Annotated in this window: 12 protein-coding genes; 6 read left to right on the top strand and 6 right to left on the bottom strand. The window is 63.0% G+C overall.

The features are described from left to right. Window position 1 precedes the first annotated feature (1 nt). Together AC3D24_RS03050 and AC3D24_RS03055 are read right to left on the bottom strand one after the other, a co-directional pair. Window positions 2–1,162, bottom strand: coding sequence for an HlyD family secretion protein (locus tag AC3D24_RS03050; RefSeq protein WP_489028068.1), 1,161 nt, complete (start codon window positions 1,160–1,162; stop codon window positions 2–4). Then, window positions 1,159–2,376, bottom strand: coding sequence for a patatin-like phospholipase family protein (locus AC3D24_RS03055; protein ID WP_489028069.1), 1,218 nt, complete (start codon window positions 2,374–2,376; stop codon window positions 1,159–1,161). Before AC3D24_RS03055 ends, AC3D24_RS03050 begins: the two co-directional genes overlap by 4 nt. A 218-nt stretch (window positions 2,377–2,594) precedes the next feature. On the opposite strand from AC3D24_RS03055, the gene AC3D24_RS03060 reads away from it, so the two are divergent. Next, a complete protein-coding gene (locus AC3D24_RS03060) occupies window positions 2,595–2,735 on the top strand; it encodes a hypothetical protein (protein WP_489028071.1) in 141 nt (46 codons plus the stop codon). Between the two features lie 498 nt (window positions 2,736–3,233). On the opposite strand, the gene AC3D24_RS03065 is transcribed toward AC3D24_RS03060, so the two are convergent. The 3 genes from AC3D24_RS03065 to AC3D24_RS03075 all read right to left on the bottom strand — a co-directional run bounded on the left by AC3D24_RS03065 (window position 3,234) and on the right by AC3D24_RS03075 (window position 6,153). Continuing rightward, window positions 3,234–4,043: a SirB1 family protein gene (locus AC3D24_RS03065; protein WP_489028073.1), complete on the bottom strand. Its 810-nt coding sequence runs from the start codon at window positions 4,041–4,043 to the stop codon at window positions 3,234–3,236. 360 nt (window positions 4,044–4,403) lie between these two features. Next, entirely contained in the window at window positions 4,404–5,882 is a 1,479-nt protein-coding gene (locus AC3D24_RS03070) for a xanthine dehydrogenase family protein molybdopterin-binding subunit (protein ID WP_489028075.1), read from the bottom strand. After that, entirely contained in the window at window positions 5,770–6,153 is a 384-nt protein-coding gene (locus AC3D24_RS03075) for a molybdopterin cofactor-binding domain-containing protein (RefSeq protein WP_489028077.1), read from the bottom strand. The genes AC3D24_RS03070 and AC3D24_RS03075 overlap by 113 nt, the downstream gene beginning before the upstream one ends. Before the next feature lie 420 nt (window positions 6,154–6,573). On the opposite strand from AC3D24_RS03075, the gene AC3D24_RS03080 reads away from it, so the two are divergent. Both AC3D24_RS03080 and AC3D24_RS03085 read left to right on the top strand, forming a co-directional pair. Then, window positions 6,574–6,999, top strand: a complete 426-nt coding sequence (locus AC3D24_RS03080; RefSeq protein ID WP_332756231.1) for a fasciclin domain-containing protein — start codon at window positions 6,574–6,576, stop codon at window positions 6,997–6,999. A gap of 60 nt (window positions 7,000–7,059) precedes the next feature. Continuing rightward, window positions 7,060–8,034 carry an NAD(P)/FAD-dependent oxidoreductase gene (locus AC3D24_RS03085; protein ID WP_489028079.1) on the top strand — a complete coding sequence of 325 codons (975 nt, stop codon included), beginning with the start codon at window positions 7,060–7,062 and terminating at the stop codon, window positions 8,032–8,034. Window positions 8,035–8,057: 23 nt separating this feature from the next. On the opposite strand, the gene crtI is transcribed toward AC3D24_RS03085, so the two are convergent. Then, window positions 8,058–9,722: a phytoene desaturase family protein gene (crtI, locus tag AC3D24_RS03090; RefSeq protein ID WP_489028081.1), complete on the bottom strand. Its 1,665-nt coding sequence runs from the start codon at window positions 9,720–9,722 to the stop codon at window positions 8,058–8,060. Between the two features lie 471 nt (window positions 9,723–10,193). Between crtI and AC3D24_RS03095 the strand changes: the two genes are divergently transcribed. The 3 genes from AC3D24_RS03095 (at window position 10,194) to AC3D24_RS03105 (ending at window position 13,347) form a co-directional block, all read left to right on the top strand. Further along, window positions 10,194–10,748, top strand: a complete 555-nt coding sequence (locus AC3D24_RS03095; RefSeq protein ID WP_489028082.1) for a fasciclin domain-containing protein — start codon at window positions 10,194–10,196, stop codon at window positions 10,746–10,748. Window positions 10,749–11,649: 901 nt separating this feature from the next. Then, window positions 11,650–12,288: a PAS domain-containing protein gene (locus AC3D24_RS03100; protein ID WP_489033020.1), complete on the top strand. Its 639-nt coding sequence runs from the start codon at window positions 11,650–11,652 to the stop codon at window positions 12,286–12,288. Window positions 12,289–12,579: 291 nt separating this feature from the next. Further along, a complete protein-coding gene (locus AC3D24_RS03105) occupies window positions 12,580–13,347 on the top strand; it encodes a bacteriorhodopsin-like (RefSeq protein WP_489028084.1) in 768 nt (255 codons plus the stop codon). Window positions 13,348–13,377 lie beyond the last annotated feature (30 nt).

The following is a 13,377-nucleotide window of genomic DNA, read 5'->3' on the forward strand; positions in this document are numbered from 1 at the left end:
GTCAGCGATGCTGCTTATCGAGGCGCTTCTGCTCCTCCTCGATCCGGTCCTGCGCGTCCTTGGCGGCGATCGTGTCGACGCTCACAGTCACGGACAGGCCCGGCACCAGCAGCTTCCGGGTCTCGGGGCCCGCCTCGACTGCAATACGGATCGGCACGCGCTGGACGATCTTGGTGAAGTTGCCGGTCGCATTCTCGGGCGGTAGCAGCGAGAATTGCGATCCTGTGCCCGGCGACACGCTGACGACGCGGCCACGCAGTTCGACGCCGTCGAGGGCATCGACCGTGATCGTCGCAGGCTGGCCGACGCGCATCAGGCCGATCTGCGTCTCCTTGAAATTGGCAACGATGTAGAGCTGGCTCAGGGGGACGAGCGACATTAGCCTCGTGCCCGACTGCGCATATTGGCCGATCGTGACTGTCTTATCGCCTACGCGGCCGGCAATCGGCGCGCGGATAAGCGTCGCGTTGACGTCGACGTTCGCCGACTCCAGCTGTGCACGCGAGCCCCTGGCCTGAGCCTCCCCTTGCCGCACCTGCGCCTGCAACGAACCGACCTTGCGCTGCTGCGCGACAAGTGCCGCCGCCTGCGCGCGCGCATCGTTGGCGGAACCAATTGCGGTTGCGCGTAATTGAGCGAGGCGTTCGCGCGGTTCGGCGCCAGAGGCCGCAAGCGGCGTGTAGCGCGCGACTTCGGCGGCATCGTACGCGGCCTTGGCACGCGCGGCAGCAAGCTGTGCGCGTGTCTGCTCGATCGTGGCATATTGTTCGCTGATCGAGGCGCGGACATTGTCGGCGGTCGCCTGCGCGACGGCGATCTGCGCCTCGGCCTGCGCTGCCTGCGCGCGATAGTCGCGCGGATCGATGCGCACCAAAGGTTGTCCCTTGGCGACGTCCTGATTGTCGATCACCAGCACCTCGGCGACATAGCCGGCGGTGCGCGGCGACACCGTCACCGCATCGGCGCGGATCGTCGCATCATTGGTCGACTGAAGATATTTGCCGCGCGTTTCGTGTCGCACATACCAAGCGATGCCGGCGATCACCACCACCGCCACCAGCACCAGTAGGATAAGCTTCGCCCGCCCGCTCAGCTTGCGTGGGGGCTTTTCCTCGGGTGCGTCGGTCTCGGGCGCATCGTGCGGGGTGTCTTGATCCATCATGGCCTTCTTGGTGATATCGGTGTGGCGGGAGGGGACGGCGCCGGACGCGCAAGACAGTCGCCCGCCTGGCCGACACTCAGGCCGTAGTTATAGAGCGCGCGCATATAGTTGGGATCGAACAGCGTGCTGTCCTTGACCTGAAAACCGTCGTCGATTGCGCAGACCGAGACGGCGGTACCATGATCCGCGCCATAGGCTTTCAAATCCTTGACGCCGGTGCGGTCGATTTCCCCCAGCACGGTTGCCAGCGCACGACCCATAATGCCGAAGGTACGCGGCTTGACGACCGCAAACTGAGGATCGATCCGGCCATTGTAAAGGATCTGGATCGTGCCGCCGGGGCCGTTCTGGCGATTGCCCGCCTCCAGCATGGCGCGAGGCATAACGAAGAAACCGCCGATTGCGCCGCCATCGACATGCATCTCCGCAAAGGCGTGGCCGTTGCCGACGACGTCGACCATGACCGGCGGGAACGCGCCGGGGATGCTGGCAGAGGCGAGCAGGATTTGGCGGAACAGGATCAGGGTTCGCGGCGCGGGACTGGCGGCGATCGCGCCCATGTCCCAGACGACGCCGCGCTCTGCGTCCAAATTTGTGGTGAGGACGAGGAGGCGCCGGCCGCGGCGATGCTCGGCGGCGACGCGCGCTAGAAAGTCCGACGTAACGTAGCGCGCGATCAGAGTTTGCAGCGGCTTAGTGTCGAGCAGGCTAGCGCCGCCAAACAAGCCGCCGAGTACGCGCTGCCGATAAACGTCCTTGCCGTTGATGCCTGTATAGATCGCGGTCAGCGACGCATCCTCAGCCGACCCCAGAAATGCGAACGGCGCAATCAGCGCACCGGTGCTGACGCCCGTGACAATATCGAATTCGGGGCGGCCGCCGCGGCCGGTCCAGCCGTTCAGTAGCCCGGCGGCATAGGCGCCCTTGTCCGATCCGCCCGACAGCGCGAGCAGCGCCATGCCGTGCGCAGGCGTGACGCCACGGTCGCGGACCAGCGTGTCGCCCCACCGCGCGTAAGTTCTCGCGTCGTCATCGGCCCAGAACCGCACCGGATCGCCAGGGACCGCCCGCGCCGCGGCGAGATCGACCTTCGTGAAGGTCACCCGGTCGGGCAAGGTCGCGCAGGCGGTCACGGTCGCTACCAGACCGACCGACACGGCGCGGCGCAGGATCCGAACGATCGATCGCGGACGTGATGACGTGGCAAGAAGCATGTCGGATTTCAACGGTACCGGTGAGTTGCGATAGCGCCCCTAGCGCGGACGGGGAGCAATGACCACCGTAATCTTTGTTCACTACAGCACGTTAGGAACGAGGGTTTGAGATCGTTGCTTCCGACGCAGTTGCAAACCGCACACTCAGGAACCAGAGCAACGAGCATCATGGTGCACGCTGGTTCCGCGGGGCGCGCTATGTCGACCAGTTCTACAGCGTGCTCGATCTCGCACGGTTGGCGGGGCAACCGAAGGACGACGGCACGTCGATCATCCGCAACATAGCGTTCGAGAACACCACCCTGGAGACGATCGGCGAAAACGCGATCTACCTGGCCGCCCTTCCCGAAAGCCCGTGAGGGATATTCGGCTTGAGAATGTGGCTGCGGTCGGGCTCCACGGTTTCGTTGCCTATAACATTCGCGGGCTGGCGTTGAACGCGGTCTCAGTCGACGCGCGCAACGGGAGCGGAATGTGCTTCGTCAACGTAGCGGCATAGGGAAGACCAAGCGCATGGATCGTCGAACTGGACTTGCCGCGATGGCTGCATCGGGGCTCGTCGCACTGGACGGTACCGTCAGCGGGGCCCCTCACTCCCCACCACGTCCCCCCGAGCCTGATGCTGAGCAGCACGGTCTTTGCCGTGACCATCGACGAGATGTCGGAAGCTCGCGTCGTGTACCCTATGGGTATACCGTGAGGGAACACCCGGCGTTGAACAGTCCCCCCGTTCAAGCAGAGTCATTTGCGTAGAGATTGAACACTCCGTGCAGGGGGCTAGAGCCGGACTGAACAGATGGGGCTTTAATGACGCGTTTCGGATAAACGTCGTGAGGAGGAGAATCCCACCGAGATATTTAAGACAGCGTTGGCCGGGGCAGGGCATCCAGCGCTGCCGATACTTGGAGGCGTAAATCGTTGTCCCGGGTAATTTCCAGCATCGCGCTGAGACTGGTGCGGGCGCCGGCCACATCTCCTGCGACCAGCTGAAGTCTGGCTCGCTCCCACCAACCATGAGCGTGCGTGGGTGCCACGATCGTCATGCGGTCGTATAGGACCAATGCGCGCGCGGGGTCGCCAGCCTGCTCAGCACGGGTCGCCTGGTTAAGCAGCAGTCGAACGAGTGCCGATCGGTTCGACAGGGGAAGCATCCCGTCGGAAAACCGTGCCTGGCCCGTCATCTGCTCCAACAAGGCCTCCACCTGTTCAGGGTCGACGATGCGACCGTCATTGAAGGGATCGATAATCAGCGCATCCGACGCGTCGCCCAGGCGCACCAGAACGTGGCCGGGGGTGTTGAGCGGCATCGCCGACCAGCCGAGGCGTCGTGCCATCGCCACATAGAGGATTGAAAGACTAATCGGCAGACCGAGCCGTCGATCGACGACGGCGATCAAATCTGCATTCTGGGGATCGTCGTAGTGCGTGCGGTCGCCGGAAAACCCGAACTCCTCAACCATCACGGTGCTCAGTGCCTGGGACTGAGCTACGCTGCCTGCTGTGTCGCCTTCGGCAGCGCGTAGGGCTATTTCTATGTCGGCGAGCTCGGCGATGTATCCATCGAGCTCGACATCGGGGTGATCGAGCGCTGCCAATTCAAGTGCGGCCAGATCAAGCTCGATCTCCCCGTCTTCCATAAGCCCGAGATAAAGAATGGTATTAGTCATAAGACCCTAGATAGAGATTATCCGGATCGTTCCCATAACAACGCAAGATACGGGGTGGCCAATCCGTCGACGCGCTCTATCGGTGCGCTCGGCCTCGACGCACAGTGTCCACCGTAGTTAGCGACGCGTGATCGCGGGCTGCCGTCATGAGGGTCTCCATCTAACGAACCGACACCATTGGTAGGACGGAAGGGCATGAATCTATAAGGGCTACACTGTGACCGCAAGGGAATGTCCGGCTTTGCTAGGGCGGCTCCTCGCAACCACTTTTGACGACACCCCTAGCCCCGTAGCGCAAGCTCCGGGGCTAGGGGTGTCGTCGTTTCTGGTCTCTTTCCTTTCGCGCGCGCCATCGCGCAATTACGCCAACCTCTCGAGCGTGATCGGTAGGCTGCGTATCCGTTTACCTGTGGCATGGAAAACGGCGTTGCCGATGGCTGGCGCCACTCCGACCACCCCGATTTCGCCGACCCCCTTACCGCCGAGCGCAGTCGCCCTCAGGTCTGGAATGCCGACCGAGATCGCCTGCATTTCAGGAACGTCGGCGTTTACCGGCACCGCATAGTCGGCGAAGTTAGCGTTGACGGTGCGGCCGTCGCGCTGATCGATCAGCCCTTCTTCGAGCAGGGTTTGTCCAAGCCCCATGACCATGCCGCCGAACCATTGGCTTTCGGCGAGCTTCGGGTTGAAGATGCGGCCGCTGTCGAACGCCGATACCATGCGCTTCACCCGGATCGCGCAGAAATCCTCGTCGGCGCGCACCTCGACGAACTGCGCGCACCAGGCATGAGCGGACACGCCGCCCTCCGTCGCGCCCTTTAATTGCGCAAAGCTGCGGTCGACGCCCTTCTTCATTTCCCCGGTGGCATCCGCGGCGAAAGTGTTGCCTTCGATTTCGAGTTTGGCCTTGCCGACCGCCTTGAGCAGATCGGCGATCGTGAGCCCTTTGCCGGGACGGCGGGTCGGACGTATCGCGCCTTTGGCGTAAGTCAGATGCCCAACCTTCGCGCTCGCGAGTGGCGATCCGGGATCGTTCGCCACCAGGGCCACCAGCGCGTTGCGCGCGTTCCTTGCGGCGCGCGTGACGGCACCGCCGAGATTGTTCGCCTGTTGCGATCCGCCGGCGAGTGCCGACCGCGGCAGGATGGTATCGCCCAGCCGCACCTTGATAGTGTCGACCGGTACGTCGAGGACTTCGGCAGCCGCCTGGGCGAGGATCGTGTAGGTGCCGGTGCCGATATCGGTGCCCGCGCTCAACACTTCGATCAGGCCGTTCGCATGAAACACGATCTTCGCTTCGCTGGCCGTGCCGATCATCGGATAGGCGCCGGCCGCCATGCCGTAACCGATCAACTCCCGCCCCTCGCGCATCGAGCGGGGACGGCGGTCCCGCTGCCACCAGCCGATCGCGTCCGCCCCCGCGGCATTGGCTTCACGCAGCTGACGCGTCGACCAAGGCATCTGGTTGCTCGGATCGACGTCGGCCCAGTTGGCGAGGCGCAGCGTGATCGGATCCATGTCGAGCGCATAAGCGAGCTCGTCCATCGCGCTTTCCAGCGCCCAGGCACTCGGGTTTTCGCCTGGGCCGCGCTTCCAGCCGGGCATGACCGTATGGACCGGCGTGACGTTGATGCGCGAGGCGAAGTTCGGCGTCGCGTACATGATCTTGGTGACGTTGTTGCAGGCCTCGACGTGCACCTCATCGATCGCCGTCTCGTTCCAGCTTTCATGGACGATCGAGACGATCTTGCCGTCCTTGCTCGCACCGATCGCGATGTTCTGCCGCGTCGCCGGCCGGCCGCCAAGGCCGGTGAAGGTCTGTGGACGGGTCAGCGACACCTTTGACCGGCCGCCCGAGTTTGCGCGAGGCGGCGCAGGCTAGCCCGACATGGGGATGCGCACCGATCTTCGAGCCAAAGCCGCCACCGACATAGGGCGAGATGATCCGAACGTTCTCTGCCGGAATGCCGAGCCATTCAGAGACGACGCTGCGCGCACCGCCGACCCACTGGCTTAGTTCCCAGACGTTGATCCGGTCCCCCTCCCAGGATGCGATGCAGGCATGGGGCTCTAGCGGTACGTTGTACTCGCGGGCAGGGCCGGAGTTCATGAAAAGCTGGATCTAACGACGGGTGCACCATCGCATATCTCCACCGTGTCGAGGAGTTAGCGCGGCAGAGTACGTCTGCAAAAGCCGTGTCAGCACGCGAATGTCCCCACTTGGGTCAACTGGAACAGCACGTAGAGGCAAAACATCGCACCGTATTGTCGGATTTCAGGGCGATACGTGGTGGAAAAGCAGCAGGCCTCCTTCGGAGGCAGAGTAAGAGGTGGCGTTGACGACGTCGATTATCATACGCCCTAAAGGTCATATCGCGCATGGCTTGACTGGGTGGAATGAGGGATCCGCCGGGCGACGAAACGGCGAGACGACCTCCGATTTTCGGCCCCGAACAACGGCCGCGGCGGATCGTGCGCCGCCCGAAAACTTGGCAAAAGCGCTATTTTGCTCTGATTTAGGACGAAGAAGATGACCGATACCAAGCATGATATTGTCGATACCGCCGTTGCTGCGGGCTCGTTCACGACGCTGGTCGCGGCGGTCGGCGCCGCGGGGCTGGTCGACACGCTGAAGGGCGAGGGGCCGTTCACCGTCTTCGCACCGTCGGACGACGCCTTCGCCGCGCTGCCGGCCGGCACCGTCGACGATCTGGTCAAGCCAGAGAACAAGGCCAAGCTGACCGAGATCCTCCTGCTCCACGTGCTGCCCGGTACGGTGATGGCGGCGGACGTGAGCGGCAAGGTGCTCGACCCGGCCACCGCAGGCGGCGCGACGGTCCATGTCGATGGCACCGACGGCGTGACCGTCAACGGCGCCAAGGTGGTGACTGCCGACATCGCCTGCACCAACGGTGTGATCCACGTGATCGACAAGGTGCTGCTGCCAACCGGCTGAGCCCCTGTACAATCCGGCACCGGGGCAGCAATGTCCCGGTGCCATCGGTTGGAGATATGCGTGAAGATTGCGATCGTCGGTGCGGGCATTGCAGGGCTGTCCTGCGCCCTACGGCTCCAGCAGGATGGCTGCGACGTCACGGTGCTGGACAAGGGGCGTGGTGCCGGTGGACGGATGTCGACGCGGCGCATCGCGATGCCCAAAGGCGGGGGGCCTGGAGGCGGGGGGGCCGGCAGCGAGGTCGCCTTCGATCATGGTGCGCAGTATCTGACGATGCGTAATCCCGCGTTTGCCGAGGCCATGCATGTCTGGGAAGCCGACGGGGTGGTCGCACGCTGGCCCGCTGCCGGCGAGGACGCGTGGGTCGGCACCGATGGCATGAGCGCGATCGTCAAGCACCTCGCGGCGCAGACCAAGGTCCACTGGAACTACCGCGTCACAGATATCCGCAATACGGCCGAAGGGTGGCGGGTCGAGGCGCCGGTGACAGAATCTTTGACGAAGAGCTATGACGCCGTCGTCGTCGCGACGCCCGCCGAGCAGGCCGCGCCGTTGCTCGCACCGCACGATCCGGCGATGGCGAGCGAGGCGCTCGCCTGTCGATCGACGCCGTGCTGGACGGCGATGCTTGCGTTCGACCGTCCACTGGCGATCGCGCACGACGTGATCCGGGACGCAGGGATCATCGACTGGGCCGCGCGCAACAGCGCGAAGCCTGGACGAACCGGCCCGGAAGCCTGGGTCGTGCACGCGACGCCGGCATGGTCGACCGCGCATCTCGAGGAACCGGCGGATACCGTCGTCGATCGTCTGATCGCGGCCTTGGCGACGCAGTGCGGCGCCGACATGCCTGTGCCTATCGTTCGTGCCGGGCATCGGTGGCGCTATGCGCGCGCTACGGCCACCGACCTCGGCTGTCTGTGGAACGGTAGCGATCGGATCGGTGCTGCGGGCGATTGGCTGATCGCGCCGCGCATCGAGAGTGCATGGCTATCCGGGCGGCAGCTTGCCGAGCGGATTTTGGCCACCGCGTAGCGCGAACGCCGGGGGCGGACCGTTCAGACTTCCGCCCGCTCCGTCGCCAGCGGTCGATCATCGGCGACCTCCGACGGCACGCCGCCGACGATCCGCGGATCTATCGCGAAATCGCGCGCGATCTCTCGCACCGTCATCTTGGCGGACATCATCACCGAGGGCGTGCCGCCGCCCGGCTGCGTGCCCTGGCCGACCAGATAGAGGTTCGCGACATCCTCGCTACGGTTGTGCGGGCGGAAGAACGCGGTCTGCGTCATCCGTGGCTCGACGCCGAAGCCATTGCCGAGATGCGATCCCAGCACCTCTTCGAAATAGTCCGGCGTCACGAAGCTGCGATGGACGATCCGCTCACGCAGGCCGGGAATGTAGCCGCGTTCGTCGAGGAACGTCAGCACCGTGTCGGCAAAGCCTTCGCCGACCGCATCCCAGTCGATATCGCTCTGGTTGTTGGGCACCGGGATCAGCGTGTACGCCGCGTGGTGCCCCGCCGGCGCGAGGCTGGGGTCGGTGATCGTCGGGATGTGGAGATATTGCGAGTAGTCGTCGGCGAGGATCTTGCGCTCGAAAATGTCGGTCAGAAGCTCCTCGTAGCGCGGGCCGAGGATGATGTTGTGGTGCCGCAGGTCGGGGGCGCCCTCCTGCATCCGATAGCCGAAATAGATCACCATCAGCGACATGCTCTGCTTGCGGAACTTGACCAGCGCGTCGCGATTGATCCGCCGGTGCGCCTTGTCGACGAGCTTGAGATAGGTGGTCGCATAGTCGGCGTTGGAGACGACCAGATCGGCGGCCAGCGTTTCGCCGTTCGCCAGCGTCACGCCGGTCGCGACGCGCTTGCGGCCGCGCTTATCGACCTCGATCCGGTCGACCTTGGCGTTCAACCGCACCGATCCGCCGAGTTCCTCGAACTTGCGGACCATCGCCTTTACCAGCGCGCCGGTGCCGCCGATCGCGAAATGCACGCCCCAGGTCTTTTCGACGAAATGGATCATCGCATAGATTGCGGGCACCTTCAGCGGATTGCCGCCGATCAGCAGCGGCTCGAAGCTGAACACCTGCCGCATCTTGTCGCTCTTGAAATATTTCGAGATCAGCGAAAACAACGGCTGGATCGCGCCGAGCTTCAACAGGTCCGGGAGCACGCCGACCATCGAGCCGAGCGAGCCGAAATAGGTATAGCCAAGCTCAAGGAAGCCGCGCTCGAAGATTGCGCGGGCGGCCTCGTGGAAGCGTTCGTAGCCGTCGAGATCCTCGGGGGCCAACCGCGCGATCTGCGCCCGCACGTTGACCGGGTCGGCATCGTAATCGAAGAAGCTGCCGTCGTCGAAATAGATCCGGTAGAATGGCAGGATCGGCACGATGTCGACATAGCGGCGCGTGTTCGGGCCGCCGCTGGCGCCCGATACCACCCGGGCTCCCTCGGCGAGCACTGATGGCGGAAAGTCAGGTTCGTCGAGCATCGCCGCGTCGCGCTCCAGCGAGAACAGCTCCTCGATGAAATGCGGGACGGTGAGCACGGTCGGCCCCATGTCGAAGACGAAGCCGTCGACGCGGCGGACATAGGCGCGGCCGCCGACATCGGCGAGCTGCTCGACGATCTGCGTATCGAAGCCGAGGCTCTGCAGGCGGATCGCGCAGGCGATGCCGCCGATCCCCGATCCGATTACTATAGCGCGCTGGCGGGTCATGACGGTCGTCTTTCCTGGGGGCCGGTCGAGAATCTGCGGCACGCTACGAGCAGTCGTTCGATCCCGCGCGATAACCGCGGGTGCGGCACCGCAACAGGGGCGAAGGCTGCAACGTCCGGTCGGTGCTGGTGGGGGCAGACCCGCGGGTTGGTTGCGTTACGCTTTCGCCGAGCGGGTCACGATACGGACCTTCGGCCGTATCCCATTCCGGCCATCGTCGCGTCGTTCTACGAAAGATCTGATCGCCCAGCAGCGGATCGGGGGTCGCATTGTTCGCTCAGGAAGGTCGGACCTGTCCTTTGGTCCGTATTGCCTCGCGAACGCTCAGTGCCGAGACCGCGGGTGGGCTGATGGTGAGTGATTGTGCGCCCCTGAAAGGCGCTGTGACTACCCTTCAGGTCCGTCGCTTCAGGATCCCGAACGCTTGTCGGTGGCCGGCAGACGGGAATGTAAGATGCTAGGAGAACCAAGATGACATCACGGATAGCGCGCACATTGGGCGTTTGCCTCGCACTGTCGGTTGCAGTGCCGGTTATTGCGGTCGCGGCTAACCCGAAGGTTGGCGGCGCCGTCATGTATGCCAGCAAAACCATCGTCCAGAATGCCTCCGCCGCCAGCAACCTGACGACGCTTGTCGCCGCGGTGAAGGCGGCGGATCTCGTCGAGACGCTGTCCGGTCCCGGCCCGTTCACGGTGTTCGCGCCGACGAACGCGGCCTTTTCGAAGCTGCCGGCCGGTACGGTGACGGCGCTGTTGAAGCCCGAGAGCAAGGCGCAGCTTGCGGGTATTCTGACCTACCACGTCGTGCCGGGGAAGATCACCGCGAAGGATGCACTCGCTGCGATCAAGGCCGGGGGCGGCAAGGCGACGCTCACTACCGTGCAGGGTGAGGCGCTCACGGCGCGCGTCACGAACGGCAAGATCGTGCTGACCGACGCCAAGGGCGGCAAGTCTACCGTGACGACGGCAGACGTGATGCAGTCGAACGGTGTGGTCCACGTGGTGGACACGGTACTCATGCCGTGACGCAATTCGTGGCGCCGGCGTGTCCGGCGCCACGTCCTCTCTGCTCCCGGCAGTGTTTACGGTAAGAGCTGCATCTGCGGCGCCGCGACCGAGGTCTATCAGATCGATCAAACCCGCTCGATCACTCCCCAGACCCCTATTGGGTGTGGATCGACCGCTGACTGCCAGAAGGCGTGCGACTTCATCGCGAACGCGGACTGGTGCATCCCGAGCGTTGAACTTCCACTCCTTCTCGGCCGTGAATGCGGAAGGCGGACACGGAACGAGCGTGTATTGGTGCGGCCTGACAGCCGACACGACCCGAAATAGCCGGTCGTTGGGAATGCGTTGTTTGCTGAACCATATACTTTTGAGGGTCGGTACGCCGCTTCCCAGCGATGCCAATCAGGGGGGTGGGCACAGCCTTCGATGAGCGTTCGAGATAGATCGGAAGCTGTGCCGTTCAACCAACCTATGATGGAGCACAGCGCAAGCGCGCCGTACATACGTGCAATGGAAAGGGCCGTTTGGCTCTAGCCGAAGGTGCAGTCCTGCGTTTTAGGTGGTAAACCTAAGTGAAGCGCGCATGAAATGTCAATAGTATCTTTGAAAGTGATACAAACGGGCGAATGTAGGCCGAATCTTACCAAGCTTCACGAGTCCTAATCAAGAGAAAGGGTTGCACAATTTGTCCGTGAATCCTCACGACTCTCCTATTTTACGGATAAAAGCTGATAAATATAATCTATATAAACAAGAATTAGGGCGATCGATCCGCACTGCTTCGCTCGCATCTTGAGCCGCGTTTCCTACGGTGTCGATCTTTACCCACGATTATGTTCTTAACGATTTTATGCAGAAGCATGGTATTCAGCATCAGAGGGCGCAGGCGACTGATCAAGCGTCGGGGGATCGATGCGGGATGACTATAGGCACCATTTCAATCGACAGTGCCGAGGCAAGGTCGAACCAGCGCCTTATGCGGCTCGTCACCGACAGCCCGATACCGTCGGTAATCAGCGATCCACGTCTGCCCGACAACCCGATTGTCGCATGCAATCAGCCGTTCTGCGATCTGACGGGCTATGCGACGGACGAGGTCGTGGGACGCAATTGCCGTTTTCTTTCGGGACCGGCGACCGAACCTTGGCTATCGGAAGAAATCCGACGCGGAGTGCGGGAGCACAAGCCGGTGCTGGTCGAGATACTCAACTACAAGCGCAACGGGCAGCCGTTCCGCAACGCCGTCCTGGTCGCGCCGCTGTATGACGAGGAAGACCGCCTGCTGTATTTCCTGGGCTCTCAAGTCGAGATCGACACGAACGCTGCAACACCGACGAGCATGCGCCGGATCAGGGCGGCAGAAATGGTCAAGGCGCTGTCAACACGGCAGGGTCAGGTGCTCAAATTCGTTGCACAGGGTCGCCTCAACAAACAGATTGCCGCCGAACTTGGGCTGGCTGAGAAGACCGTCAAAATGCACCGAGCCATACTGATGGACCGGCTCGGCCTGACCACCACGGCGGACTTGGTCCGGCTCGCGGTCGAGGCCGGACTTTGATCTGAGATCTAACCTTCGAGTTAATTTGGCAGCGGGTATGGGCCAAGGTCCGTATCGCCCCGTGCTCCCCTCCGGCGTATCCAATCCTTGGTCGTCACAGCGGCTGGGTCGCGGGCTGTATTAGCCATCGGTTCCGTGACTTGGGTGGAACTCCCTCCGTTGCCCTTCAAGTCGCTGTGGCGCCATCTCCGGGTGGGCAACAGCCGATCTCTCCATCGGCCCTCGCTCTCCCGCAACAAGGCCGGTTCGCCAGCGTAGCGGGCTTGGCACAGCAAGGCGATGGAGACCTTAATGGACAGCATAACCCCGTTCCAGTTCTCACTGGTGTACAACGCGTTTTCATTCACGTTCGCGACGATGGCCGCAGCGACCGCCTTCCTGTGGCTGTGTCGATCACAGGTCGCGTCGGCGTACCGCACTGCGGTGACCATCTCGGGGCTGGTGACCGCTATCGCCGCCTATCATTACCTGCGCATCTTCGAGAGCTGGAACGCTGCCTACACTCTGAAGGACGGCATCATTTCGGCGACCGGCTTCGCGTTCAATGACGCCTATCGTTATGTCGACTGGCTGCTGACCGTGCCGCTGCTGCTGATCGAACTCGTGCTGGTGATGCGGCTGTCACCCGAGCAGACCTCATCCAAGACCGTCCGGCTGGGTTCGGCCGCGGCACTGATGATCGTACTGGGCTATCCTGGTGAAATTGCGATCGACATTCCGACCCGCGCCCTGTGGGGTACGTTGTCGTCGATACCCTTCATTTACATAGTCTGGGAGTTGTTTCGCGGGCTCGGCGAGTCGATCGAACAGCAACCTGCCGCCGCGCGCGATCTGGTGCGGAAGGCGCGCCTGCTGACCTTCGCCTCATGGGGCTTTTATCCGATCGTCTATATGGCGCCCTATGCCGGTATCAGCGGTGCGACGGCAACGACAGTTATCCAGCTTGGATATACCATCGCCGACATTATCGCGAAGGCCGGAGTCGGCGTGCTGATCTACATGATCTCGGTCCGCAAATCCCAGGTCGAGGCGAATGGCATCGCACTCCACGCCCATTGATACCAACGCCAATGTTCGGGTCACGGCATA

Source organism: Sphingomonas sp. SL1004 (genome assembly GCF_057815015.1).